Annotated in this window: 25 protein-coding genes and 1 tRNA gene; 19 read left to right on the top strand and 7 right to left on the bottom strand. The window is 54.3% G+C overall.

The genetic code is table 11. The features are described from left to right. Positions 1–3 precede the first annotated feature (3 nt). From WC903_00830 to WC903_00815, 4 genes are all read left to right on the top strand, one after another. On the top strand, positions 4–933 hold the full coding sequence (locus tag WC903_00830; protein ID MFA5892500.1) for a pentapeptide repeat-containing protein: 930 nt from the start codon (positions 4–6) through the stop codon (positions 931–933). A gap of 252 nt (positions 934–1,185) precedes the next feature. Beyond that, positions 1,186–3,354: a hypothetical protein gene (locus WC903_00825; protein ID MFA5892499.1), complete on the top strand. Its 2,169-nt coding sequence runs from the start codon at positions 1,186–1,188 to the stop codon at positions 3,352–3,354. Positions 3,355–3,382: 28 nt separating this feature from the next. Continuing rightward, positions 3,383–3,769, top strand: a complete 387-nt coding sequence (locus tag WC903_00820; GenBank protein MFA5892498.1) for a hypothetical protein — start codon at positions 3,383–3,385, stop codon at positions 3,767–3,769. 162 nt (positions 3,770–3,931) lie between these two features. Beyond that, positions 3,932–4,885 carry a protein kinase gene (locus WC903_00815; protein ID MFA5892497.1) on the top strand — a complete coding sequence of 318 codons (954 nt, stop codon included), beginning with the start codon at positions 3,932–3,934 and terminating at the stop codon, positions 4,883–4,885. A gap of 14 nt (positions 4,886–4,899) precedes the next feature. Here the strand turns inward: WC903_00815 and WC903_00810 are convergent, their stop codons facing one another. From WC903_00810 to WC903_00790, 5 genes are read right to left on the bottom strand one after another with little or no spacing between them, the layout of a single operon-like run. Next, positions 4,900–6,171, bottom strand: coding sequence for a radical SAM protein (locus tag WC903_00810; GenBank protein MFA5892496.1), 1,272 nt, complete (start codon positions 6,169–6,171; stop codon positions 4,900–4,902). Beyond that, entirely contained in the window at positions 6,171–7,244 is a 1,074-nt protein-coding gene (ribD, locus tag WC903_00805; protein MFA5892495.1) for a bifunctional diaminohydroxyphosphoribosylaminopyrimidine deaminase/5-amino-6-(5-phosphoribosylamino)uracil reductase RibD, read from the bottom strand. Before ribD ends, WC903_00810 begins: the two co-directional genes overlap by 1 nt. A 5-nt stretch (positions 7,245–7,249) precedes the next feature. Continuing rightward, positions 7,250–7,897: a ribulose-phosphate 3-epimerase gene (gene rpe / locus WC903_00800; protein ID MFA5892494.1), complete on the bottom strand. Its 648-nt coding sequence runs from the start codon at positions 7,895–7,897 to the stop codon at positions 7,250–7,252. After that, a complete protein-coding gene (locus WC903_00795) occupies positions 7,894–8,520 on the bottom strand; it encodes a PASTA domain-containing protein (GenBank protein MFA5892493.1) in 627 nt (208 codons plus the stop codon). The genes rpe and WC903_00795 overlap by 4 nt, the downstream gene beginning before the upstream one ends. Before the next feature lie 6 nt (positions 8,521–8,526). Continuing rightward, positions 8,527–9,552, bottom strand: a complete 1,026-nt coding sequence (locus WC903_00790; GenBank protein ID MFA5892492.1) for a serine/threonine-protein kinase — start codon at positions 9,550–9,552, stop codon at positions 8,527–8,529. 78 nt (positions 9,553–9,630) lie between these two features. Between WC903_00790 and WC903_00785 the strand changes: the two genes are divergently transcribed. The 15 genes from WC903_00785 to rseP all read left to right on the top strand — a co-directional run bounded on the left by WC903_00785 (position 9,631) and on the right by rseP (position 22,477). Then, positions 9,631–9,837, top strand: a complete 207-nt coding sequence (locus WC903_00785; GenBank protein ID MFA5892491.1) for a DUF2892 domain-containing protein — start codon at positions 9,631–9,633, stop codon at positions 9,835–9,837. Between the two features lie 17 nt (positions 9,838–9,854). Next, entirely contained in the window at positions 9,855–10,331 is a 477-nt protein-coding gene (locus WC903_00780) for a hypothetical protein (protein MFA5892490.1), read from the top strand. 6 nt (positions 10,332–10,337) lie between these two features. After that, on the top strand, positions 10,338–12,167 hold the full coding sequence (locus WC903_00775; GenBank protein ID MFA5892489.1) for an AsmA family protein: 1,830 nt from the start codon (positions 10,338–10,340) through the stop codon (positions 12,165–12,167). A gap of 145 nt (positions 12,168–12,312) precedes the next feature. Continuing rightward, positions 12,313–12,645, top strand: coding sequence for a hypothetical protein (locus tag WC903_00770; GenBank protein ID MFA5892488.1), 333 nt, complete (start codon positions 12,313–12,315; stop codon positions 12,643–12,645). Between the two features lie 69 nt (positions 12,646–12,714). Beyond that, positions 12,715–12,879 carry a hypothetical protein gene (locus tag WC903_00765; protein ID MFA5892487.1) on the top strand — a complete coding sequence of 55 codons (165 nt, stop codon included), beginning with the start codon at positions 12,715–12,717 and terminating at the stop codon, positions 12,877–12,879. Between the two features lie 3 nt (positions 12,880–12,882). Beyond that, a complete protein-coding gene (gene pyrE, locus WC903_00760) occupies positions 12,883–13,401 on the top strand; it encodes an orotate phosphoribosyltransferase (protein ID MFA5892486.1) in 519 nt (172 codons plus the stop codon). A 68-nt stretch (positions 13,402–13,469) separates the two neighbouring features. Further along, positions 13,470–13,542: transfer RNA gene (locus tag WC903_00755), tRNA-Thr, on the top strand. An 84-nt stretch (positions 13,543–13,626) separates the two neighbouring features. Continuing rightward, entirely contained in the window at positions 13,627–14,820 is a 1,194-nt protein-coding gene (gene tuf, locus WC903_00750; protein ID MFA5892485.1) for an elongation factor Tu, read from the top strand. A 9-nt stretch (positions 14,821–14,829) separates the two neighbouring features. Further along, positions 14,830–16,158, top strand: a complete 1,329-nt coding sequence (locus WC903_00745) for a VanW family protein (GenBank protein MFA5892484.1) — start codon at positions 14,830–14,832, stop codon at positions 16,156–16,158. Continuing rightward, positions 16,127–16,984, top strand: coding sequence for a UDP-3-O-acyl-N-acetylglucosamine deacetylase (gene lpxC / locus WC903_00740; GenBank protein ID MFA5892483.1), 858 nt, complete (start codon positions 16,127–16,129; stop codon positions 16,982–16,984). Before WC903_00745 ends, lpxC begins: the two co-directional genes overlap by 32 nt. Continuing rightward, the gene (gene lpxA, locus WC903_00735; GenBank protein MFA5892482.1) at positions 16,977–18,254 is read left to right on the top strand and encodes an acyl-ACP--UDP-N-acetylglucosamine O-acyltransferase; all 1,278 of its coding nucleotides are present in this window, start codon (positions 16,977–16,979) and stop codon (positions 18,252–18,254) included. The genes lpxC and lpxA overlap by 8 nt, the downstream gene beginning before the upstream one ends. Next, positions 18,251–19,414 (top strand): lipid-A-disaccharide synthase, encoded by a 1,164-nt coding sequence (gene lpxB, locus WC903_00730; protein ID MFA5892481.1) that lies wholly within the window; start codon positions 18,251–18,253, stop codon positions 19,412–19,414. Before lpxA ends, lpxB begins: the two co-directional genes overlap by 4 nt. A gap of 8 nt (positions 19,415–19,422) precedes the next feature. Next, on the top strand, positions 19,423–20,523 hold the full coding sequence (locus WC903_00725) for a DegT/DnrJ/EryC1/StrS family aminotransferase (protein ID MFA5892480.1): 1,101 nt from the start codon (positions 19,423–19,425) through the stop codon (positions 20,521–20,523). Between the two features lie 2 nt (positions 20,524–20,525). After that, positions 20,526–21,440: a Gfo/Idh/MocA family oxidoreductase gene (locus WC903_00720; protein ID MFA5892479.1), complete on the top strand. Its 915-nt coding sequence runs from the start codon at positions 20,526–20,528 to the stop codon at positions 21,438–21,440. Continuing rightward, positions 21,434–22,477 carry an RIP metalloprotease RseP gene (gene rseP / locus WC903_00715; GenBank protein MFA5892478.1) on the top strand — a complete coding sequence of 348 codons (1,044 nt, stop codon included), beginning with the start codon at positions 21,434–21,436 and terminating at the stop codon, positions 22,475–22,477. The genes WC903_00720 and rseP overlap by 7 nt, the downstream gene beginning before the upstream one ends. On the opposite strand, the gene folD is transcribed toward rseP, so the two are convergent. Then, positions 22,478–23,326 (bottom strand): bifunctional methylenetetrahydrofolate dehydrogenase/methenyltetrahydrofolate cyclohydrolase FolD, encoded by an 849-nt coding sequence (gene folD, locus WC903_00710; GenBank protein ID MFA5892477.1) that lies wholly within the window; start codon positions 23,324–23,326, stop codon positions 22,478–22,480. A gap of 28 nt (positions 23,327–23,354) precedes the next feature. Then, complete coding sequence (mnmE, locus tag WC903_00705; GenBank protein ID MFA5892476.1) at positions 23,355–24,722, bottom strand: tRNA uridine-5-carboxymethylaminomethyl(34) synthesis GTPase MnmE; 1,368 nt, start codon at positions 24,720–24,722, stop codon at positions 23,355–23,357. Positions 24,723–24,725 lie beyond the last annotated feature (3 nt).

The following is a 24,725-nucleotide window of genomic DNA, read 5'->3' as shown; positions in this document are numbered from 1 at the left end:
AATATGTCCGGACCAAGGCTGGAAATTTCATGGCGCGGGAAAAACGTAAGAGTTAACCGTTTAGACGGTTTAGTTTTAAAGGGAAAGTTGCCGCTTCGTCCCCAGGCGCCAGAGAAATTGGGCCCCGCCTGGGCTGTTTTGGAGTCCGCGAAATTAGTCGAAGGGAACTGTTTGAATCTTGATGGACTGCTGGACTTTTTAGGCGCCGACAAAACCAATATCAAGTTAATGAAAAAAAACCTGGGCTTAAGGAAGATGGATAATTCCCCGCAACCAACCCAAGAAATCACGGCAGTTGATCCTCTAGATGAGGATGAAAAAGAAAAGAGGGTCATCGTTCTTAATTCTCAAATTCTGCCGATTATAGGGCACATCGCCGCTGATGAATTTTTTGTTAGTAAATATGGGGGAGCTCATCCTTTATTCCTCGCCGCGCTTGAAACTCTGAAGAGCGGGCAGATAAATGAATTTAATCAGCACCAGCAATCCTTTGTGGAGGGAACTCTTCAAGGCTGGACACTGGGGAGGGGCGCTGGGGAGAGATTTGATATGAGCGGTTTAAATTTAAATCAAATATCGCTAAATGAAGCGCGCATTGCGTGGGCCAATTTTGATAAGGCCCTTCTTTCAAGCGCTTCTTTAAAAGGCGCAACGCTAAATACGACCTCCCTGAATTACGCAATTCTTATCGGGACTGAATTTGAAGGCGCGCGATTGGAAGAGGTTGATTTGGCCGGAGCCAATCTTATGGGTGCTATTTTTAGGGGCGCGGTTATTAAAGAGGTTTCTCTTAAGGGTGCGAGCCTCGGCGGGACCGATTTCCGGGATGCTACTTTGGAGGGGATCACTTATCTCGTCAATGGCAGTACGCATAAATCCTACGACACCTTAGAAATAAAGCATTTCCTTGAACAGGCGGGAGCGATCGTTTAAATGGATGAGAGCAGGGGCAAGGGATCTTCAGATCAGAAAACAACTGAAATTTTCAATCGCAGGAAAGGATAAACAATTGTTATGAGAATTGATAGTAAACCTCCCGTTAGCCCCGCTTCGGGAATTGACTTGGTTAAACAGCGGCTTCTTAACATTATAAGAAAGCCGGGTTTTCGGTCGATCACTATTTCTCCCTACTCGCTCCACCGTCTGGGCTATTCATTCGCTCTCACCATTTTTGATGGCAACGGCATGGTCAAAGATCAGCTCAAGGAGCCGTACGAAACGGCACGGCAACTCTTTCGGGAGAAGGTAGAAAAGATCGTGATCAAACGCGGCGCTAAACCAGAGGATATTGCCGCGCTTTTTTTTCGCCTGGATGATGCGCGGCTTTCTCTCCATGATTTTTCCTCAAAGATCGAAGTCGTTTATCGGCCGCAGCCATCCGAGCAGAACCAGGCCGCCGTTCCCCAAACCGCCAAGCCGGTCGTAAAACAAACTGAATTACTTCCGCCAGTTCCACAGACCATTATTCCACGACCGGCAAACGTAACCCCTTCGTTCTCATATAATTACGATAGTTTGGTCTATGCCTGCGAATCTGCCGCTCAGACCTTCCATCCTGACAGACATTATGTCTTCTCCCAATTTATTGAAAACGGTAAAGTCCTATCGGGCTGGATAGACTATTTAACTCAAGGGAATGGGGATAACTTAAGAATAGTTTATAGGATCAAGCCCTCACAAGAACAACTCGCGATGCTGATCAAGGCTTTGCGCGAAACCGCTCAAATGATAAGGCAACATCCGGCGATGAAGGCCGCCGCTCAACCGGCAAAAGCTCCCACTCCAGAAGTGAAATTGGTGGGAGCGCCGCTAACCCCAGCCGACTTGCTCGCGGCCGGAGGAAAACTTAAGAAGCAAGCGAACCAGAACCCCAACAATATTCCCAAAGCCGAGATCGAGGCCTGGATCGCAACAGCTAAAGAGAAGCTCTCCGCTTATCAGGGGGAACTTGGCCCCGGCCCACGCCACAACTGGACTGAAGCCTTAATCACCCAGCGGGTCACTTTTGCCGACCTGGTCGAAGCCATGCACAAACTGGAAACTAAATTGGGGGGAACCCCAACCGAGATCAACTTGCCTAGATATGTCGATCCTGCTGCTCGAAATGCCTGGGATCGTCAGCAACGGGTTGAAACTCGCCAACCGCCGCAGCTGGCCGCTCGTCCTGCGCCTCGACAAGCGGTAGCATCAAGAGACTCGATCGCGCCTCTCTCCCCGCCAAGAAGCGGCAGGGCATGGGGAAAACAGTTTTTCGTAGCAGGCATATATGGTAGATTTGTCGACGTCCTCGGAGAAAAATCAGATCACTTTCTTCCCAATCAACTGTCGCACACAACTTTGGATTATGGCTATTTTGTTGATACAGGCATAACCCTTCTGGGCCATGAACGCCCCTTAAAAGTCTATTGCACCCAGACATTTCTTGAAGTCACCGCCGACTTTCTTTTAAAGGCCATTGCCGACGGGCAAATATTTCATCGTAAAGATTCTTTATCTTTAAATCCTGAAGAGGAGCTTATTTTTGCCACAGAACATTTTGGCTCATATTATCCTCAAGGAGCGATGTCCGCTAAAACATTAGTCCGTGGATTTGATTTTCCATTCCGTTTAACTGTTGAAGAGTTCTTAAAGGAATGGACGGCCAAAGATCTAATTCGCGCCATGGCCCAAAGGCCGCTTCGGGCAGTTGGGATTGAAAAAGAAGCAGAGACAGTTCCAACTCAACCCGTTAAACCGGAACAGCCGGCCAATTGCCGGACGGATGACCAACTCGTCTCTGTTATCGGGGAGATCCGCCTGATCAGTTGGGAATTGGAAGAAGGGGAGATCTCTCCAGCCCGCGCCATGGCCCGGTTGTCAGCGTACAATGATCCCAGTTTACTAATTTGGCTCGATCATCTGGCCCAAGACCGCGACCTGCGTGAATATAGCAGCCTTTATGGCTGGGGGTCGAATTTGAGCGACGCGATTAATATCATGAAGCACTGGTTCCCTACCTCGGACACAGCTGCTCAAAAGGCCCAACCGGCAAAGCCGCCGCGCCCGCTTAGCTGCGATAGGCTGTACTATTTGAGGGAGACCTGCGCGAAAATATTTGAGATCGGGCATTCATCCGCTCCTGCCCTTGGTGAACTTAATAGCCCTGAAAGGGAACTACATATAAATGCTTGCTTGGTCGGCGAAGATATTAGACCCTGGCTGACGCACCTTAATTCGGGCGGCACAGCCGCGCTGACGGCTGCATATCCTGATGAATATCAGTACATGTTGAGAAACGCGCTCAATCCGGATTATTATCCTAGTTTAATCAGAAAGGCATTGGATATTTTGAATCAGGTTTATGAAAAAATTTAGATGGGAGACTGACGGGAGGAAATAAATAATGGCCAATCCAATCGGCCCCAACAGAGCGGAAAGATCGTCTCGCCCAATTTCAAGCCTTGCGCGCATTAAAGACGTCATTATGACAGCCGTATTTAGTCTCAAGCATAATTACAGCAACCCCTTGCGCGGAATAGAAATTCATCCTTCTAAGCGTGGTAGCTACCTTTATTTATGTGTTACGACTTATACAACAAAGAGAACAAGCTTAGAATTTTGGTCCGAAGCGTCGACAACTGCCGAACATCTTTCCAAAAAAGGGATTAAGCACATCAGTATAGGCCCTGATGCAAAGCCGGAAGAAATAACAGCTTTATTTCAATTGCTGGGGAATGCTGATCTTGATTGGCAAAAATTTAACCGGCCAAACATCAAGTTTGTTAAATAGAAAAATCGTCTAAAATATTATCGTCAAACCCCCAAATCCGTCGGCAGCCGGGGTAAAAGTCTATTTCACTGCCAGACCTAAGGAGCAGCCATGTCCCCGAAATTCATCACATAATCATATTATCTGAAATCAAGATCATTATATATCGAGAAAATAATTGAAATGCTACCAAGAATCGAACAATTAGCCGCGCAAGTCAGATCGATCCCGAACTGGCCGGCGCATCCCAGAGAAATGATGGAAAGGATGACCGATCTGCGGAAAGAACTCGGGAAATTCGTCCCCAAGTTTTCACCGGCCACCCTGCCGCCCGCCGATCACTATCATCTCTTTGGCGGTAAATTCAAAGTCAAAAACCTGATCGCTAATAGAACTTATACCGCTATTTATCTGGCGACCAACGAACAAACCGGGGAAAGCATTGCTATAAAAAGAGCCCTGGTCAGGGAAGAGATCCATTTTGTGTTACGGGAAAGCAAAATCTTAAAAAGGCTTTCACATCCTAATATTATCCGCTATCTTGGGACTGATGACGATTCATTGATGATGGAATTGCTGACCGGCGCCCCCCTAAATCGCCTGGGGAACTTTAATCGGGAAGATCTGCTATTAACATTAATGTACGAAGCGGCAGAAGGATTGAGAGCGATGCATCAGAGCCAGATTGTCCACAGGGATATAAAAATCGATCATATTTTCGTCTCCGAAGAAGGGGAAATTAAATTCCTGGATTTCGGTTTTGCCAAAGATTTATTGGCCGATTCCGATATTGAAGGGAACTTCTTCGGCACATCGGAATACGCGGCTCCGGAGGTAATCCGTCTGGGTCAGAGCCAGGCCGGACCGGAAGCGGATTTTTTCTCTTTTGGCCTGGTGTTATTTTGCGGCCTAACCGGGCGCTACCCGCTGGCCAGGAAAATAAAGATCGATAAATCTCTGTCAAACTTTGTTTCTTTTCCCGCCTGGGGTCCGGTTTTAAGCACCGAGTCATTAGGACTGCTTCCTCTAAGATTTAGGCCAATCTTAACCGGCTTGTTGGAAAGAAACCCAAGAAGGCGGTTATCGGACCATGATGAATTTCAAAGGATGATATTAAGGGCTCTGTTTACTAATTAAAGATTATTCTCGGTCTAAATCCCCAAGTCCGTCGGCGCTCTTCCTAACGAATAAAGCAGATCCAGCGTAGACTTGATCTGTTCCTCGATCGTCTCTTCGGTATGGGCCCGGTCGGGATATATATTGTAGAGGCGGCGATAGTTCAACGGCGTCACGTTCATCATCACCGAATTCGCTCCGGCCAGCAACCCTTTGCGCCTCGCCTCGGAATTAAGCGTCTCAAAGCCGGTCGTCACGACGATCTTGGCGTTCTTCGGGTCGATCAGCCGGCTGACGGCTAACACTTTCAGGACCAGATCGGTTTTCGGCCCATCGGGCAGGACCGGACCGAAACTGTACATTTCAGCGTTCAATTGCTTCGTCATTAGAATATCATTTAATAAGCTCTCTTCGGTCTGACCCGGCAGACCGATCAATCCCCCAGTCAAGACCAGATAGCCGAGTGAATAAGCGTCTCTGACATCCTGCAGACGATCTTCCAGCTCATCGCCGCAGTGGAGGTTCGCGTATAATTTCGGATCGCTAGTCTCAAAACGTAAGAGGACTCCCCTCGCCCCGGCTTCGTAAAGTTTGGCCAACCCCTCCTTGCCCACTTCGCCGACCGAAACAAAGATCAAAACCGCGTGCCGCCGCTTGATCTCTTTGATCAGCCCGGCGACTCGCTCTGCCGGATATTCCGGGTCTTCCCCCGATTGCAGGACCAAAGCCTTAAAACCGTGCTTCTCTACCGCTTCATCAACAGCGGAGAAAACCTCCTCCTCCGTCATCCGGTATCTCTTAATAATTGAATTACTGCGCCGGATGCCGCAGTAGGCGCAATCGTGCTGACAATAATTGGAAAATTCGATGATCCCGTGGACACAGCAAGAGTTGGAGAGATATTTCTGGCGGAGAAAGTTGGCCGTTTTATAAAGTTGGTCCAGTTCGGCCGGATTCTCGATCAACAAGAGCTTAAGCAGTTCTTCTCTTTTTAGCTCCCGGCCTTCGGCGGCCTTATCAAAGATCAGAGAAATACTTTTGCTGACCCCGGTTTCTTCGGCTGGGCGGCGTGAGAGGCGGACGTCGGTCTCCCGCAGTTCAAAAAAGAGCTCTTTCCAGGTTTCGAGGACTTCGGTCGCTTCGCGTTCGGGTATCGTTTGGATTACATAGCCCCCCTGGGCATAGATGTAATCGCCCAGCTTGAGGTTAACGATCTCATTGATCGCCTTTTTCTGTTCGCCGAAGTAATCGACCGTGACGTTCTTGCCGTCCAGAGCGGTAACCTTACCGGGGATAGCGTAGCACATTAGAAATAACCGCTGACCAGAATATCGGAACCGAGCCGGTCGACGTGGACCAGGCGCAAATGTTTGGCTTGCGAGGGGAGCGCCACTCCCTCTCCTTCCACGGCTGTCTTGGCGTCGCGGCCGCCAAATATCTTCGGGGCGATTATAAAGTAGGCCTTGTCGACCGCTCGGGCCGTGAGGAACGAGGCATTGACCTCGCCTCCCCCTTCGACCAATAAGCTGGTGATCTTCATTTTGCCCAACTGCCTGATCAGGGCTTTGATATCGATCAGTCCGCGCGGCGCCGGCAGTTGAAGTATTTCTACCCCCCGCTTTTGCAAGGCCGCCACCCTTTTCCGGGGAGCGTCCGGTCCAACGGCAATGATGGTGCGGCCGCCCGCGGCGGCGATCACCTGGGCCGCCAGTGGGGTGCGGGCATAAGCGTCGAGTACCACCCGGATCGGGTCCTTCACTTTCTTGACCAGCCGGACATTGAGCTTGGGATCATCGACCAGCACATTGTTGATCCCGACCAGGATCGCGTCGTAGAGGTTACGCAGGTGGTGGGCGAAGTGGAGCGACTCCGGCCCGGCCACCCAGCGGCTCGCCCCGGTCCGGGTCGCTATTTTGCCGTCGAGCGTGACTGCCGATTTCAAGACGACGAACGGGCGCCGGGTCGTGATATATTTATTGAAGACCTCGTTCAATCTCTTCGCTTCGTCCGCCAGCAAGCCGACCTCGACTTTTATTCCGTGTTTCCGGAGCTTGGCAAACCCGCGGCCGTTGACCCGCGGGTTGGGGTCCTTTGTCGAAGCGATCACTTTCTTGATCCCGGCCCGGACAATCGCTTCGGTGCAGGGGGGATTGTTTTTCTTGGCGAAAGAACAGCATGGCTCCAAGTTAAGGTAGAGGGTCGCGCCGCGCGCCTCGTCCCCCGCCTTCTGGATCGCCCAGGCTTCGGCATGCGGGGTCGTAACTTCGCCATGGTAGCCCATCGCCACGATCCGCCCTTGCTTGATCAGGATGGCGCCGACCAGCGGGTCGGGGGTGGTCCGCCCTTCAGCTGACCGCGCCAGCTGATGAACTTCACGCATAAATCTTATATCGTCTTCAGACCACATATGACCTTTTTATAATCGTCCGAATAAAATATCGCCGAACCGGCCACGAGAACATTAGCGCCCGCTTTAACAACTTCCCTGGCTGTCTCGATGTTTATTCCGCCATCAACTTCGATGTCGACCCCTATTTTCCGTGCTCTAAGCTCCGTGTTCAGTGCTCTGATTTTTCCCAAAACCTCGCGCATAAACTTCTGCCCTTCGAACCCGGGATTGACCGACATGATGAGGACCATGGCTACCTTGTCCAGCACGTGAAAAATACCTTCGATCGGCGTGGCGGGATTAACCACCACTCCCGGCGCTACATTGTTCATCTTGATCAGTTCGATATCCTCATCCAGGTTTTTCGAAGTTTCGGCGTGGATCGTGATGATGTCGGCCCCCGCTTTAGCAAAATCGGGGATGTACCGGTCGGGGTGCTCGATCATTAAATGAACATCGAGCGGCAGTTTGGTCGCCCGGCGGCACGCTTTGACGACCAGCGGGCCGATCGTGATATTGGGGACAAAGTGGCCATCCATCACGTCGATATGGATCAGGTCCGCTCCGGCCGCCTCAACTTTTTTTATCTCCTCTCCCAACCGGGTAAAATCGGCCGACAGGATCGAGGGCGCTATCTTGATCATTCTGTTTCCTCCGTCCTTTCTTCGGTCACGACTTCTTGGCTGGTGGCGACCAGCAGGTCGACCCGCCCCCCCATCTCCGCCTGTTCACCGGAGAGCGGCTCTTGCGCCAGGATCGTCCCTTCCTGCAGGGCGGTGCTTTGCTCGAAGCGAATATCGCCGATCTGCAGCTGGGCCGGGGTTAAAATGGCGTCGGCCTGGGCCAGTGTTCGCCCGAGCAAACTGGGGACATTGACTTTTTCCCGGCCGGAGCTGATCATTAAATTGACGACCCGGCCGACCTTGGCCGTCCGCCCGGCCTCGGGCCGCTGGGAAACTATCGTCCCTTCCGCTTTTTTTATCTCAAAGACCGTCCCGGCCACCCGGGCACGGAGCTGGCCTGATTCGAGCTTGACCTTGGCCACTTCAAGCGTTAAACCGGTGACGTCGGGGACCATCGTTTCCGGGAGGGAATCAAAATAGACCGTGTAAACATAACCGATCAGAAGCGGCGACAGAATAAAGAGCATGATCACCGTGATCAAAGACCGGGGTGAAGGGAGCTTGAGCCGCAAGACCAGCCCGCTGACCAACAGGCTGACGACGATCACAAAGATCAAATAAAAGCTCAAGTAATTGGTTAACATATTTTACTACCTGCCTAAGAAATAAGCGTAAATTATCCCGAGCACGACGAAACTTAGCGTCACGACCGCCAGGATCCAGTTGCGGTGCTTTTCTTTCCCCCAGCGGAGCTTGATCTGGCCGACCTCCTCCAGCACTTCGCTCCGGCTGTCGAGCTCTTCGCCGCCGTATTGGGTCACGACGCTCTCAAAGATCTTGACCAGTTCATCGTCGGCTGCTCCGCGGCGGGGGAGCCGGCGCCCTTCCAGCGCCGCGCGGAACTCGTCCGCCGAGGCAAAACGCTGCAGCGGGTCCGGCCGCAAAGCGCAGGTAACGATCTCCCGGAGATAAAGTGGCCAGGACGCCGCTGTTTCCGGCGGAAGCTTGACCGGGCCGCGCAGTTTGCGCACGCCGCCCCCCAGGCCGAGTTCCGTGACGGCCGGCCGACCGGTCAAAAGTTCGTAGAGGACCAGCCCCAGGGCGAACAGGTCGGTCGCCGGCGTGACCGGGAGGCCGGCCAGCTCTTCGGGCGAGGCATAACGCCCGTTCGCCATCAGTTCCAGTATCTTTTGCGGCAAAGCCGCTTTCAGCTCCCCTTCGACGACAAAATCGGTCAACTTGACGATCCCCTGCCGGTCGATAAAGATGTTGGTCGGCTTAAGCGAGCCGTGGACCACCCCCCGGGCATGGGCCGCCGCCAGGGCGGCCAGCGCTTGTTCGATGATGACAGTCGCTTTGGCCGCGTCGAACTTCTCGCCTTGGGCCAGGAGGTCCGCCAGGCTCGGCCCATCGACATATTCGCGGACGTAATAAAAACCTTGCCAGCCGTAATCTCCGTCATAGAGCTTGGTCAGCCCCTGGTGGTTGACGATAGAAAAGCCAAGCACCCGCTGTTTCATGCTTTTGATCAGGGTCGAGTTCAGCGTGCCGCGTTTGTAAATTTTGACGATGACCGGCTTGTCGGTGCCGATGAAGAAGCCCTGGTAGGTAACGCTGAACGGGTTTTCGGCCAGTTTCTGGCCGATGCGGTATTTGCTTTTGAGGAGCTGGTCCATCGCCCCGATTATAACACCTCCCTTGCATTTTTTAAATCGGGAGCTATAATAAGGCCAGCAACATTCAGGAGGTAAATTATGAACGAGATCAAGATGAACCTGAGCACGGCCGATCGTTTCGTCCGGATAATCATCGGCGGGGGACTGCTAATGCTGGCAACCTATATTCAACTGGGCGTGCCGCTCACCTGGGCCGCCATTATCCTCGGCTTAATTTTGATGTTGACCGGCCTGGCCGGTTACTGCCCGCTCTACGCCCTGCTTGGCTGCTCGACAAAAAAATAGCTTCAAAATAGATTTAGATGAAAAAGTTCTTAGCCGGCCTCTTGGCCGTCCTGTTCGTTTTTTGCCTGTTCGCCTGCCTCCCGGGTTTTTCCGGCCAGGCCGAGGGCCGCGCCAAGCCTCGCCCGGTCAAGCGCAAGATCCTCAAGAAAACCGTCAGGAAGAAAATTAAGAAGACGGCCAAGAAATACCGCAAGGCCAAGCTGGCCAAACCGGTCAAGGCTCCCAGGAAGGCGGCGCCGGCCGCGAGAGAGCCGGCTTACCAGCTTCCCCCCCGCACCGGCACGGTAGTTAAAAGCTTTACTCTGGAAGAAGGGGTCGATGACACCGCCGCCGAGCTGATCGTCAATGAGCTCAAGTCGCTCGGTGTGGATGAGGCTTCGGTCGACGTCAACCGGAACACCCTCCGGGCCAAGTTCAATTCACAGGAGCTCTCCGCCGTCAGCGTGATCAAAAAGCTCAAAGAACTCGGATATGCCGTCAAACGGATCGACTAAGCAGTTATGAAAAAAACACTAAAATGGGTCGCGCTCACTGCCGGGGGGTTGTTGCTTGTCCTGATCATCGGCTTGGCCGCCCTCCCTTTTGTTTTTCCGCTGGATAAAATCAAGGATTTTGCCACCGCCAAACTGTCGGAAACGCTCCACCGTAAAGTGGTCATCAAGTCGGTTTCGTTCGATATTTTTTCCGGCATTAAACTTCAGGGGATCGAAGTCGGCGACCTGGTCCGGGCGGAATCGCTCGACCTCCGCTACGCCTTCTGGCCGCTTTTCTCCCGCCAGATCATCGTTTCCGAGCTTAGTTTGGTCAGGCCAGAGCTCAAGATCGTCAAAGAGCGGAACGGGCTGTTCAACTTTTCCGACTTATTACAGACCAAAGCCCCACCCAATCAGCCAGCCAGCAAACCCCCGTTTGACCTGTTTATTACCAGCTTTTCGGTCAAGGACGGCCGGATAGTTTATTCTGACCGCTCGGCCGGGACCACGAACGAACTCCGGCAGCTGAATATTAAGGTGAGCGGCTTTGAGCTCGCCTTGGTCAAGCCGATCGACCTGTCCCTTTCAGTCAACGCGACCTACGGCGGGAAGGTTATCCCGCTCGCCCTCTCCGGCCAGGTTGGCGTAAACCTTGTCAATGAGTCTGTCAAGGTTTCTGGGCTTAATTTGACGATCGCCGGCGAAAGCCTGCACGCCTCCGCCACCGTTTCCGGCTGGAAGGTGGCTCCCCAGGTCAACTTTACTCTTTCTTCAAAGGGGATCAACCTCGACCCGTTGCTCGCCATCTTCGCCGTTCCGACCACTGTGAAAAAAGCCCCGGCCAAACCGGGCGAAATGACCAAAATGATCAATAGCCTGACCAACTCGGTCCCGCGCAACCTGGGCATTAAGGGAGAGGTCGATGTCGCCAATCTGACCGTACAGAAATTTAAGGTCGACCGGGCCAAACTCTCGCTTGCCCTCTCCGGGAAGAACCTCCAACTCGGCCTCGACCAAGTCAATATTTATGACGGGATCCTGGCCGGGCGCGCAACCGTCGACCTTAATGCGCCGGGCCTAAGCTACAGCGTCAGCAACCTTAAGCTGACCGGCTTTAATTCCACCCCCTTCCTGAACGCGCTGGTCGAGACTTTCCTGACCAAAATGCCCGATTACCGGGAAATGACCAACAAGGTCTATGGCCAACTTGATGCCTCCGCCGCCCTGACCGGGCGGGGGGTTGAGCCGGACGCTATCCTGGCCAACCTCTCCGGTCAGGCCGCAGTCGAGATTAAGAATGGCGAGCTGAAACGGGTCAAGACCCTGGCCGAGGCCGGCAAGCTCCTCAAGTCCAACACCCTCCAGGGGGATATCAAATTCGGCGAGCTCTCTTCCTCGTTCGGCCTCAAAAACAAAGTCGTCTCGGTCAGTTCGTTCCGGCTGGCCCAGAACGACTTTAAGGTCAACTACAAAGGGGGGATCGACCTCAACAGGCTGGCCTGGGTCGCCGGGAACCGCCTGACCCTGAAGCTCGCCCCCGCCCTGACCACCAACCTCCCCAAAGAATTCTCTATTTTCAAGGACGATAAAGGTTGGCTTGAGACGACCTTTGAGCTGACCGGCACCCTCTCCAAGCCGATCCCCAAACCAATCTTAGAAAAACCCTTGGATGTCGCCGTCGGCAAGATCAAGGCAAAGATCGAAGCCAAAAAGATAGAGATCGAAACGAAGGTCCAGGCTGAATTAGCTTCAAAAGAAGCCGAAGCAAAAAAGGCCTTGGAACAGGAAAAACAGAAGGCAGTCGAGGCCGTTAAGCAAGAAGCTAAACAGCAGCTGAAGAACCTTTTCAAGCCCTAAATACAACCCGAATATCCTAATAAAGTGGCCCTAATTCACCAATAAAAATTAGTGAATTAGGGCCAAAGTTAGAGCATTCGGGTTGTATTTCCCGCAAGTTTTAACCCTCTAAATACGATATATATTGTATAAGGGGGCCTAAGTTATGAAGCGGTTTTTCGCCATTCTGCTGGTTATGATCGTTGTTGCCGGAGTCTGCTTCGCGGCTGGCAAGGACCCCTTAGCCTTAAAGGTCAATAAGCTTTACTCCGCCCCGGATGAAAATTCCAACCTGGTCTTTAACATCCCGATCGACGTGCAAATGCTTGACGCCTCCACTGACGGCAACTGGTACAAGGTTAAGATCTCCTTCAATCTGGGCCCTCTCGGCTATACCTATGTTGGCTGGGCCAAGATCCCGGTCGGCGATCTGCTCGCTTCCCGCCAAGCTAAGGTTGCCAAGACGGTCGTCCCGGAAGAATCCCCCGAAGAACAATAACCGCTTGTCAGAAAAATAGTCCCTTGCTATAATCCTCCTGGCTGGTAAAACTGGCCGGGAGGTTTTTTTATGATCGGTAAAGTCATCAAGGTCCTCGTTGGTCTCCTGTTCATCGGTTTAGGCGCTTGGGCGGTCTGGATATGGTGGGCCGACCTCCTCTCTTTAGTTCGCGGCGGGATCGGCCTTGGCCTGATCCTCTGCGGGCTGATCGCTTTTGCCCTGGTGGCCGACTAAGCCTTGAAAGAGCAACTCAAAGCCCTGCTCTTTAAGACCGGTGCGGTCAAGACGGGAGAATTTGTCCTCTCTTCCGGAAAGAAGAGCAGCTTCTATATTGACTGCCGCAAGGTCACCCTCCACCCGGAAGGAGCCAAGCTGATCGGCCAGATCATCCTCGACAAGATCAAAGGGTTGCCGGTCAAGGCGGTCGGCGGGCTAACCTTGGGGGCGGACCCGATCATCGGCGCCGTCATCACCCTGGGTGACATCCCCGGCTTTATCGTCCGCAAGCAAGCCAAGGAACACGGGACCAAGCAACGGATCGAAGGTTTGTTGGAACCGGGTTGGCCGGTCGTCATCGTCGAGGATGTCGCCACGACCGGTGGCTCCGCCCTGGAGGCGATTAAAGCGGCGGAAGCGGCCGGAGCAAAGGTCATCAAGGTTATTTCGGTCGTCGACCGCGAAGAAGGGGCGCAAGAAGCCCTCGCTAAGTATGACTTCGACCCAATTTTCAAAAAATCAGAGCTGCTTAACAGTTAACCGAATTTTTGCTATAATTCAACTGTCAGCCGATTTCCCGTTATAGGTTATAAGTTATCGGTTCCCACGCCCGTGTAGCTCAGTTGGTAGAGCACGTCCTTGGTAAGGACGAGGTCACCGGTTCGATCCCGGTCGCGGGCTTATCTTTTTTGCTTGACAACCGGCCCTGTTTTTCATTATAATAAGACCCGTTAACTCTGTTCTATTTTTTAGGAGGTAATCATCATGGCAAGGGAAAAGTTCGAGAGGAAAAAGCCGCACGTTAACGTCGGAACGATCGGGCACGTTGACCACGGGAAGACCACACTAACTTCGGCGATCACCAGCGTTTTGGCCGCCAAAGGTTACGCCAAGGCCAAGAAGTTCGATGAGATCGACAGCGCGCCGGAAGAAAAGGCCCGCGGTATCACCATCGCTATCGCCCACGTCGAATACGAGACCGACAAGCGGCACTACGCCCACATCGACTGCCCCGGACATGCTGACTACGTCAAGAACATGGTCATCGGCGCGGCCCAGATGGACGGCGCGATCCTCGTCGTCTCCGCCGCCGACGGCCCCATGCCTCAAACCCGCGAACACATCCTGCTCGCCCGCCAGGTCAACGTGCCGGCCATCGTCGTCTTTCTCAATAAGTGCGACATGGTCGACGACCCGGAATTGATCGACCTGGTCGAGGTAGAGACCCGCGACCTGCTCAGTAAGTATAAATACGACGGCGACAAAGTGCCGATCATCCGCGGTTCCGCTCTCAAGGCGATGGAAAATCCGGACCCGAAAGGGCCGGCCGCCAAGTGCATTTTGGATCTGATGGACGCTATTGACAATTTTATCCCGGAACCAGTGCGGGCGCTCGACCAGCCGTTCCTGATGCCGATCGAGGACGTCTTTACGATCACCGGTCGCGGCACCGTCGGCACCGGCCGGATCTCCCGCGGTAAGGTCAAGGTTGGCGAAGAGGTTGAGATCATCGGCCTCGGCTCCCATAAGAAAGCGATCGTCACCGGCATCGAAATGTTCCGTAAGACGCTCGACGAAGGTCTGGCTGGCGACAATGTCGGACTGCTCCTCCGCGGCATGGAAAAAGAAGACCTGCTGCGCGGCATGGTCCTGGCCAAACCGGGCTCGATCAAGCCGCATAAGAAGTTCGAAGCGCAGGTCTACGTGCTGACTAAGGAAGAAGGGGGCCGCCATACGCCGTTCTTCAACGGCTACAAGCCCCAGTTCTTCATCAACACGACCGACATGACCGGCGAGATCAAGCTGCCGGATAAGGTCGAGATGGTCATGCCGGGCGACAACATCACCATGACCGTCGAATTGATCGAGGACGTGGCGGTGGAAGAGGGTCTCCGCTTCGCGATCCGCGAGGGCGGCCGGACCGTCGGCGCCGGCGCGGTCTCCAAGATCCTCGCCTAACGGACTTTCTTGAGGACCCTGATCAAAGTCTTAAGCCTCCTGGCGGCGATCTCACTCGTCGTTACGGCTGGTTTGGTCTCTTTTGACTTTTTTCAATCCCAGGAGAAATTCCCAGCGCAAACCTTCATCGGCCAGGTCAATGTTTCCGGCCTGGACCAGAGCGAAGCGCTGGACAAGCTCGAGCCACTCCCTATCTCCCAGGTCTTCGTCCCCTTGATCTCGCTCGAGGCGGGCAAGATCAGTTATTCTTTTTCTCCTGAGGCGCTCGGCGTCGGCCTGGATACTGGCCGGACCGTCCGTGAGGCTTTCCGCTTTACCCACCGTGAGAACTACCTCAAAGAGCTGAAACGCCGGATCGCCGGCCAGTCTGTCCCCTGCCCCCTCTACCTAACGGTCGATGATGAACAGCTCGGGCGGGTAGTTGGCGAGATTTCGGCCGAGCTCCGCGCAACCGCCCGGGACGCTACTCTGATCTTTTACGAAGAGACTGGGGGCTTCCACATCGAGCCGGAAGTGCCGGGGCGCGAGGTCAAAGTCGCAGCAACCCTCCAGGCGATCAAGGCCGGCCTGGCCAAAGGGGAACACATTTTTCCGATCAGCCTGAAACTGCAACCGCCTCAACTGACAGAAAAGTTACTCCGCGTTGACCCGCCGGTCCAACGCCTCTCCGCCTACACCACCTATTACGGTTCGCACGATTCGCCGAACCGGATCCACAACATCAAGCTGGTCGCCTCCTGGATCGATGGCACCCTCCTCCTCCCGGGCGAGGAGTTCTCGGTCGCCAATGTACTCGGGGATGTCACGACCGAGCAGGGCTTCAAGGAGGCGTTCGTCATCGTTAAAGGCGAGCTGGTCCCGCTCCTGGGAGGCGGCTCTTGCCAGATCGCTACCACCCTCTACAACGCTATCCAGGGGGCCGACATTAAAGTTCTCCAGCGCCGCAACCATTCTATGTATTTTAATATATATCCGCTGGGACGCGACGCCGGCGTCTACCCCGGCCAGCTCGATTTTCGTTTTCAGAATGATACCGGCCACCCTATCATGATCAAGGCCCTCGCGACCAACCGGCGCCTCTCTTTCCGGATCTACGGAACACCGTCGGGAAAAACGGTTAAATTTTCCTACCCGCAAGTCTTTATGAAGACGGAAAACGGCTTCGTCCCCTCCACCGTCAAAGCGGTCCTGGCGGCCGACGCCCCCTTCAAGACGATCGTTACCCGGACGGTTTTTGACGCGGCCGGCCAGCAGCTCAAGGAAGAAAAGATCTTCAGTGTCTATACCCTTTACGGCGAGAAAACCAATGTTCCGATCGCTCGGCCGGAACCCAGGTAAAACAACTTCAAACATCCAACCTCAAACCTCAAAACAAATGGCAATTTCAAAATTCCAAAGAACAATTGAAAAGGCTTTCACCCTGGAAGGGATCGGCCTGCATACCGGTAAAAAAGTCGCGGCCACGATCTCACCGGCAGAGGCTAACGCCGGGGTCACGATCAATGGCATCCTGGCAACCGCGCGCCATGTCACTGCCACCAACCGGGCGACAACTCTCGGCGGTGTCGCGCTGGTCGAGCATCTCCTCTCCGCCGCCTATGGCCTCGGACTCGATAACCTGACCGTATCGATCCAGGGTCCGGAACTCCCCGCCCTGGACGGAAGCTCCCTCCCCTGGGTTGAGGCATTTGAGCGGGCCGGGGTCGTTGAGCTATCCTCCGAAAAAGCTTATCTGGGCCTTCAACAACCTATCCGCCTATCCGCCGGGGACAGCTCATTGGAAGCCCTCCCATATAATGGCTTTAAGCTCGATTTTATGGTAAAATTTGAAGGGGTTGGGGAACAATTTCTCTCGTTTGACGTCAAAAAACAGTCCTACGCGAGCGAGATCGCTCCGGCTCGCACTTTCGGCTACATAGAGGAATATGAGGAGCTAAAAGCCCAGGGGCTCGCCTTAGGCGCTTCAGCCGACAACGCCTTGATCCTGAGTAGACAGGGTTACCGGAACGAACCGCGCTTCCCGGATGAAATTGTCCGCCACAAGATACTCGATCTGATCGGCGACCTGGCGTTGCTCGGCCGCCCGCTTAAAGCGTGGATCAAGGCGGTTCGCTCGGGACACCAGCTGAATTCTGAACTTGTCAGGAGGCTAACCGATGGTTGAAATAGATATCAAGGAGATAATGAAAACGATCCCGCATCGTTATCCTTTCCTGTTGATCGACCGGATCATTGAGCTGGAAGAAGGAAAGCGTGCTGTTGCCATCAAGAATGTGACGCTGAACGAACCTCATTTTATGGGCCATTTCCCGGGCATCCCGATCATGCCCGGCGTCTTGATCATTGAAGCGCTCGCCCAAGTCGGCTGTGTGATGGCGCTCCGGCTGCCGTCATCCGAAGGAAAGATCGTCCTCTTTGCCGGGATCGACGGCGTCCGTTTTCGTCGGCAAGTCGTCCCCGGCGATCAGCTCCGCTTGGAGGTCGAAACGGTCTGGGTGCGCGGGCCGATCGGCAAAATGAAAGGAAAGGCGACCGTTAACGGCGAAGTGGCCGCCGAAGGTGAATTCACTTTCTCGCTTGCGGACCCGGCCGCCGGTAGCGCTAAAGTCCACCCGACCGCCACCGTCCACAAAAACGCCGTGCTGGGGAAGAATGTCGAGATCGGCCCGGATACGGTCATCGGCGCCGACGTCAAGATCGGCGACGGGACCCGAGTCGGCGCCCACTGCCTGATCACCGGCTGGACGACGATCGGCCGGGAAAATGTCATCCATAACGGGACCGCCATCGGTTTGCCCCCGCAGGACGTTAAGTACAAAGGGGAAAAAGGCGAGATCATTATCGGCGACAAGAACATCATCCGCGAGTTCGTGACGGTCCATATCCCTTCGGCCGGCGGGGAAACGGTCATCGGTAACGAATGCTTTATCATGGTCCATGCCCATGTCCCGCACAATTGCCGGATCGGCAACCAGGTGATCATCGGCGGTTATGTCGGCCTGGCCGGCTACACCCAGATCGGCGACCAGGTGATCGTCGGCGGGATGGCCGGGATCCACCAGTTCTGCCGGATCGGCCGGCTGACGATGGTCGGCGCCCAGTCCAAGGTCACCCAGGATATCGCCCCGTTCATGCTGGTCGAAGGTAACCCGGCACAGGTCCGCGGCATCAACAGTATTGGCATCCAGCGGCGCGGCATCAGCCAGGAAGCACACGCCGAAATCAAAAAAGCCTTTAAGCTCCTCTACGAATCGGGTCATAACACCATCGAGGCGGCCAAGGAGATCAAGAAACGGCTCCGGCCGCTCCCCGAGATCGAACAGATCGTCGCTTTCCTCGAACAGGAAAGCCACCGCGGGATCAGCAAGAAAACATCGCTGGAAGAGGAAGTGGAAGAGCTGCTACTGCCGGACATCCCTGAACTCGGAATATGAGCCCGCGCCAGATCATGGTCTCGGCCGGAGAGGTCTCCGGCGATCTCCATGGCGCATATTTAATACGTGAATTAAAAAAGCTCCGGCCTGATCTCGAGTTCTTCGGCCTCGGGTCGGAACGCCTGGCCGCCGCCGGAGTTGATGTTGTCCTCGACCTCACCCGCCGCGGGACGATCGGTATTTTTGAAGCGCTTCCCAATCTCTGGCCGGTCTATTTGGCTTTTCGCCGCCTGGTCCGCCTCCTCGACGAACGACGCCCGGATTTGCTTATCCTGATCGATTCGCAGGGGTTGAACTTGCCGCTGGCCCGTGAAGCCAAAAAGCGCGGCATCAAGACGGTTTACTACATCGCGCCGCAAGAGTGGCTCTGGGGAACGGCCAAAGGGACCGCCCGGGTGGCCGCCACTGTCGATCTTATCGTCGCTATTTTTCAAAAGGAATATGACGTCTATAAAAAGGCCGGCGCCAACGTCGTCTACTTCGGCCATCCGTTGATCGACATCGTTAAGCCGGCCCTCTCCAAAGAAGAAGCGAGAAAAAAGTTTTTGGGCCGGGAGCCGGAGCAAGTAAGCGGCGGCCAACGACCGGTGATCGCCATCTGTCCCGGGAGCCGGACGCAGGAGATCAAAGGGCTTTTGCCGCTCCTTCTCCGCGCGGGGAAATTAATCCAAGCTGAGTTGCCAAGCGCCCGTTTCCTGATCCCGGCCGCCACCTTCGAGACGATCAAAGATAGTTTCAGTCTGGTCGGCAATTTTCATCCGCAGGCGGTCGTCGGCCATACTTATGATATTCTCCATGCCTCCGATCTGGCGCTCTGCGCCTCCGGCACGATCAATCTGGAGGCTTCGCTCCTAGGCGTGCCCAGTATCATGACCTACAAACTTTCCTGGCCGACCTATTTTATCGGCAAATATATTTTACGGATCGATAAGAAAATAAAATATTTTTCGATGCCCAATATCCTGCTCGATGAAAATGTTCTCCCTGAACTGGTCATGGCCGACGCTGAGCCGGCCAAGATAGCGCGGGTCGCCCTCGATATTTTGACCAATGAGGCGCGTCGGCAAAAAATGTTAGCCTCTTTTGCTCAGCTCCGCTTGATGCTGGGTGGGCCCGGCATCCTGCCTCGCGTCGCCAAGAAAATACTTTCTATGATATAATGTTCCCAATGCCAGTACCTTTCTTCGACCTCAACCGCCAGAATATCGCCCTAAGATTGGAGCTCGACCAGGCCGTGGCCGCCGTCATTACCTCCGGAAAATTTATTCTCGGTGAAACCGTGGCCGAATTTGAGCGCGAAGCAGCCGCCTATTGCGGGACCGCCCACGCGATTGGGGTAGCCTCCGGGACCGATGCGCTCCACCTGGCCTTGAAGGCGGTCGGCGTTAAGGCCGGTGACGAGGTCATCACGACTCCTTTTACCTTTGTGGCTACTGCCGATGCGATCGCCTACTGCAACGCCACTCCAGTATTTGTTGATATAGAGCCAAATACTTTTAATATCGACCCGGCTAAGATTGAAGCCGCCATTACCCCCAAGACTAAGGCGATTATCCCTGTCCACCTTTACGGGCAGTCGTGTGCCATGGATAAGATCATGGTGCTGGCTAAAAAGCATAATCTGGCGGTCGTCGAGGATTGCGCCCAGGCTATCGGGGCCAAGCTGGCCGGTAAAAAGGTTGGTTCCATGGGGAATATTGGCTGTTTTTCCTTCTTTCCAACCAAAAATCTTGGTTGTTTTGGCGATGGCGGCTTAGTTACGACCAACGACGCTCGTCTGGCCGATGAGCTCCGGGTTCTCCGCGGCCACGGGAGCCGCAAGACCTATCATTATGACCTGATCGGCTTTAATAGCCGTCTCGACGCGCTCCAAGCCGCCGTCCTAAGCGTCAAACTCCCCCATCTCGATGAGTTTATTGACCGCCGCCGCCGGAATGCCGCCATTTATCGCCAGCGGTTGGCCGGGCTAGCCGGGGTTGTCCTGCCGGGAGAGCTCCCTCTCGGCCTCCATACTTATAATCAGTTTACCATCCGGGCTAAAGACCGTGACCGGTTAATTGACCATTTGAAGGGAAAGGGGGTTGGGGCGGCAGTTTACTACCCCCTCTCCCTCCACCTCCAGACCGCCTTTGCCGGCCTCGGATATAAGCCGGGTTCCATGCCCCAGAGCGAGCTCGCCCAAAGCGAAGTTTTGTCCCTCCCCATTTTCCCTGAACTGACTGAAGCCGAGGCTGAAACCACCGCCGCCGCTGTCCGGGAATTCCACTAAAGATGAGGGGGCGCGGCCTGAAACTGGGGATTGTCGGCGCCGGGGCCATGGGGCGCAATCATGCCAGGATCGCGGCCAACCTCCCCGGGGTTAACCTGGTTGGGATAGCCGATGTTGACCAGGCTAAGGCGGTCGAGCTGGCTAACCAACTGAACGTTAAGTCGTTCCCTGACCTCCCCTCCCTGCTGGCCGAAGTCGAGGCAGTTGCTCTAGTCACTCCGGTCCAAACCCACTTCGCTCTGGCCTCCGAAATTCTTAACGCCGGCCGCCATCTCTTGATCGAAAAACCGTTTACCGGCTCATCTGCCTCCGCCCGCCAACTGACCGAACTGGCCCGGGAAAAAGGGGTCGTCCTGGCGGTCGGCTTGATCGAGCGGTTCAATCCGGCCTTCCAAAAAATGCTCAAAGAGATCCGCGGCGAAAAGGTCCTGGGGATCGACATCAAACGCTTAAGCCCCTTCCCGGAGCGGATCACCGATGCCGATGTGATCTATGACATGATGTTCCATGACCTCGACCTGCTTTGTCAATTATTGCCGGACGAGATCGTCGATATCCGGGCCAAGGGAGAGAAGCTCCGGACAAAAGTTTTTGATCGGGTAGTTACTACCCTGACCCACTCCCGCGGCGCTATCAGCAGAATAGAAGCAAGTCGTGTTTTTAGCTCTAAGACAAGGAATATTACGGTATCAACCGAGCGCTTCGTCTTCAGCGCCGATCTCCTGAATAAAACATTTTACGCCCGTGATTTTTCGTCGCCCACCCCCAGCACCTCACCGGTCAAACAGGTCGACCAACTGACGGAAGAGCATAAAGATTTTCTATTGGCAATCAAGGGTCAGCGGCCGCCGACCGTGACCGGGGAAGACGCGGTCAAAGTTTTAATGCTAGCAGAGGAAGTGACTAAAAAATGTTGATCAGCCTTCTCGCCTTCGTGGTCGTGTTTTCGTTCATCGCGCTCTCCCATGAACTCGGCCATTTTATTTGGGCCAAACGGGCCGGCATTCGGGTCTTTGAATTCGGGGTCGGTTTTGGCCCGCGTCTCTTCGCCGTCGAAAAAAACGGGACGACTTTTTCTCTCTGCCTGATCCCGGTCCTCGCCTTTGTCCGGATCGCGGGAGAGGGGGACTCGGATGAAGATCGGGCCTGCCCCGAAGCCGAGCGGTTCCAGTCCAAAACTATCTGGCAAAAAGTCCAGGCCTTGGCCGCTGGACCATTGGTCAACATCGCGGCCGCCTTCGTTTTGCTCACTATCCTTTTTGCTTTTGCCGGGATCCCCTCCCACCCCTCCAACGAGATCGGGGCGATCAATAAAAATTCTGTGGCGGAAAAGGCTGGCTTAAAAGTTGGCGATAAGCTCGTCGCGATCAACGGGATAGAGTTCAAGGAGATGACCGCGGCTATTGAGTTCATCCATAAAAATGGTGGTAAAAATTTAACCCTGGTCGTTAGTCGGGGGGGTCAAAAACTGGCCATCAAGGCCACCCCAAAATACAACCCCAAAATGAAGATCGCCCTCCTCGGCTTCTCGCCCAAACCGGTCTACCGGTCTGTCAACCTCCTCCAGGCCGTCTACCATGGCGCGACCCAAACCTACTCCATGGTCGCCCAGACCCTGACCGTGGTCTGGCTCCTGGTGCGGGGGGGAGTCTCACTCGGCGACCTGGCCGGCCCCATCGGCATCGCCCAGATCACCGGCCAGTACGCTCAAACCGGGCTGATCTCCCTGGTCTACTTCACCGCTTTTATCAGTGTCAATATCGGGGTGCTCAACCTCCTCCCCCTCCCGGCCCTGGATGGAGGCCGGCTGGTCTTTGTTCTGTTGGAGTGGGTCCGCCGCAAGCCGGTTAACCCGGAGCTGGAGAACAAGATCCATCAATGGGGATTGGTCGCCTTGCTCGCCCTTATGGCAGTCGTCTCGGTCGGGGACGTTCTAAGGATCTTCCGAAAGTAGCTAGCTTCTTAGCTTGGCCGCAGCCAACGTGTTCTTCATTAACATGGCAATGGTCATCGGGCCAACCCCTCCCGGCACCGGGGTAATATAGCCGGCCACATCTTTAGCTGATTCAAAATCAACATCACCGGCCAGCTTCTCCCCCACCCGGCTGGTCCCGACATCAATCACCACCGCCCCTGGTTTGACCATCTCTCCGGTGATCATTTTCGGCTGGCCGATAGCCGCGACCAGGATGTCTGCCCGCCTGGTTACGGCACCTAAGTCCTTGGTCCGCGAATGACAAATAGTGACCGTGGCATGATGCTGAAGAAGCAGCATGGCCAAGGGCTTGCCAACAATGTTGCTCCGCCCAACCACCACCGCCTCCTTACCCCTGATCTCTATTCCTGTGGATAATATTAACTCAATTGCCCCCTGCGGCGTGCAAGGGATTAGGCCCCCTTTTTCACCTTTGAAAAGCTTCCCCATGTTCAGCGGGTGAAGACCATCAACATCCTTGTCTGGCGAGATCTCATTGAGTATCTTAATTTCATCGTTCCCTTTGGGCAGCGGAAGTTGGACCAGGATACCATCAACTTTATCATCCGCGTTGAGTGTCCGGACTAACTCGATCAGTTGCGCCTCGGTCGTTGTAGCCGGCAGTCGTTTGACTTCAGAGCTGATCCCGACCTCCTGGCAGGCCCGTTCCTTGTTCCTGACATAAACCTGGGAGCCCGGATCATCTCCAACCAAGATGACGGTCAACCCTGGAACACGGCCTCCGGATATCTTAATTTTTTCGATCTCGTTTTTAACCTCTCCCCTGATCGTGGCCGCAATTAATTTGCCATCAATTATTTTTCCCATATTGTTATCCACACTCCTTATCCACAGGCTACTTCCCGACACAAAATTGGCTGAAGATCTGGTCTATGACCTCGTCCGAGACCTCTTCGCCATTAGCCTCACCCAGGGCTATTATACTCTCTTTTAAGTCAATTGCCAGTGCCTCTATGGGTATTTCGGCGCATATGGCCCCTTCCGCCCTTATTAGTGCCTCATTAGCGCGAATAAGACTTTCTTCTTGCCTTAGGTTAATGAACGATTTATTCACTCCGTTTATCCCCTTATCCCCAACTATGGTCTGAAATATTTTCTCTTTTAATTCGGTTATCCCCAGCCCATTCAAAGCCGATGTCGCCATTGTCTTTCTACCCTCCCGCACCTCTTCTGTCGCACCGGCGCTCACCAAGTCTATCTTGTTTAACACTGTGATTGTCGGCACGCCGGATGAAGGCCCTACCCCTTCCTCGTTTTTGTTTGGGTCTGCCTGACTGGCATCAACCACCAAAAGCAATAGGTCTGCCTTCTCCGCGGCTATTCTGGCCCTCTCTATCCCCTTCCCCTCAACGCCTCCAACTCCGCCCCGGATCCCGGCTGTATCAATAAAGATCACCGGTATACCGTTAAGGCTGATGATCTCTTCAATCGTGTCCCGGGTCGTGCCTGGCAGATCATCGACGATCGCCCGATCGGCCCCCAACAAGGCGTTCAGCAACGACGATTTGCCAACGTTAGGTTGGCCGATTATCGCTACCCTATACCCCTCCCGGATCGCCCGGCCAAGGTCTGCCGTGGCTAGCAGCGCCTCAACTCTCCCCCTGATCCTTTTGATCTGTGTTCCAAGTTCTGCCAAAGTTAACCCATTTACGTCATCTGGAAAGTCTATCGTCGCCTCTATCCCAGTCAGTATTTCGACTATCTTCTTTCTGCTCTCCGCGATCTCGCTTTCTATCCCGCCAGCTAGTTGGTTAGCCGCCCCAGCTACCCCTCTTTCGGTCTTGGCGTTGATCAAATCAATGATCGCCTCTGCTTTTGTTAAGCCAACCTTACCGTTAAGAAATGCTCGCTTGGTGAATTCCCCCGGCTCCGCCAGTCTGACCCCCTGGCGAATGATCAACTCCAAGATTTGCCTGGTTAATAGGAGGCCTCCATGGCAATCGATCTCCACCACATCTTCACCAGTATAGCTATTAGGGGCGGCCATATAAACGGCTACGACTTCGTCTACCTTATTATCCTTGTTAAACAGCCAACCGTGGTAATTATGGTGTGATTCTAGAGGAAAACTATGCTTTGTTGGCCTAAAAATCGCCTGAAGCGCCTCGACCGCCCGCGGCCCGCTAATTCTAATCGAACTGACGGCCCCTACCCCATGCGGCGTAGTGATCGCCGCGATAGTATCATCGAGTGAATGTTTCACGTG

Source organism: Candidatus Margulisiibacteriota bacterium (assembly GCA_041658645.1).
Classification (GTDB): Bacteria; Margulisbacteria; WOR-1; order O2-12-FULL-45-9; family XYB2-FULL-48-7; genus JBAZZV01.
This window is presented reverse-complemented; position numbering and strand designations above follow the sequence as displayed.

Bases quoted from the DNA above. Each gene is read 5' to 3' on its own strand.
- WC903_00820 (MFA5892498.1), top strand. From the start codon at position 3,383: ATGGCCAATCCAATCGGCCCCAACAGAGCGGAAAGATCGTCTCGCCCA.
- WC903_00810 (MFA5892496.1), bottom strand. From the start codon at position 6,171: ATGTGCTACGCTATCCCCGGTAAGGTTACCGCTCTGGACGGCAAGAAC.
- WC903_00815 (MFA5892497.1), top strand. From the start codon at position 3,932: ATGCTACCAAGAATCGAACAATTAGCCGCGCAAGTCAGATCGATCCCG.
- WC903_00790 (MFA5892492.1), bottom strand. From the start codon at position 9,552: ATGGACCAGCTCCTCAAAAGCAAATACCGCATCGGCCAGAAACTGGCC.
- WC903_00830 (MFA5892500.1), top strand. From the start codon at position 4: ATGTCCGGACCAAGGCTGGAAATTTCATGGCGCGGGAAAAACGTAAGA.
- WC903_00725 (MFA5892480.1), top strand. From the start codon at position 19,423: ATGCCAGTACCTTTCTTCGACCTCAACCGCCAGAATATCGCCCTAAGA.
- lpxB (MFA5892481.1), top strand. From the start codon at position 18,251: ATGAGCCCGCGCCAGATCATGGTCTCGGCCGGAGAGGTCTCCGGCGAT.
- WC903_00720 (MFA5892479.1), top strand. From the start codon at position 20,526: ATGAGGGGGCGCGGCCTGAAACTGGGGATTGTCGGCGCCGGGGCCATG.
- tuf (MFA5892485.1), top strand. From the start codon at position 13,627: ATGGCAAGGGAAAAGTTCGAGAGGAAAAAGCCGCACGTTAACGTCGGA.
- WC903_00765 (MFA5892487.1), top strand. From the start codon at position 12,715: ATGATCGGTAAAGTCATCAAGGTCCTCGTTGGTCTCCTGTTCATCGGT.
- rseP (MFA5892478.1), top strand. From the start codon at position 21,434: ATGTTGATCAGCCTTCTCGCCTTCGTGGTCGTGTTTTCGTTCATCGCG.
- WC903_00825 (MFA5892499.1), top strand. From the start codon at position 1,186: ATGGTCAAAGATCAGCTCAAGGAGCCGTACGAAACGGCACGGCAACTC.
- WC903_00775 (MFA5892489.1), top strand. From the start codon at position 10,338: ATGAAAAAAACACTAAAATGGGTCGCGCTCACTGCCGGGGGGTTGTTG.
- WC903_00770 (MFA5892488.1), top strand. From the start codon at position 12,313: ATGAAGCGGTTTTTCGCCATTCTGCTGGTTATGATCGTTGTTGCCGGA.
- lpxA (MFA5892482.1), top strand. From the start codon at position 16,977: ATGGTTGAAATAGATATCAAGGAGATAATGAAAACGATCCCGCATCGT.
- WC903_00795 (MFA5892493.1), bottom strand. From the start codon at position 8,520: ATGTTAACCAATTACTTGAGCTTTTATTTGATCTTTGTGATCGTCGTC.
- lpxC (MFA5892483.1), top strand. From the start codon at position 16,127: ATGTTCCGATCGCTCGGCCGGAACCCAGGTAAAACAACTTCAAACATC.
- WC903_00785 (MFA5892491.1), top strand. From the start codon at position 9,631: ATGAACGAGATCAAGATGAACCTGAGCACGGCCGATCGTTTCGTCCGG.
- folD (MFA5892477.1), bottom strand. From the start codon at position 23,326: ATGGGAAAAATAATTGATGGCAAATTAATTGCGGCCACGATCAGGGGA.
- WC903_00780 (MFA5892490.1), top strand. From the start codon at position 9,855: ATGAAAAAGTTCTTAGCCGGCCTCTTGGCCGTCCTGTTCGTTTTTTGC.
- ribD (MFA5892495.1), bottom strand. From the start codon at position 7,244: ATGCGTGAAGTTCATCAGCTGGCGCGGTCAGCTGAAGGGCGGACCACC.
- rpe (MFA5892494.1), bottom strand. From the start codon at position 7,897: ATGATCAAGATAGCGCCCTCGATCCTGTCGGCCGATTTTACCCGGTTG.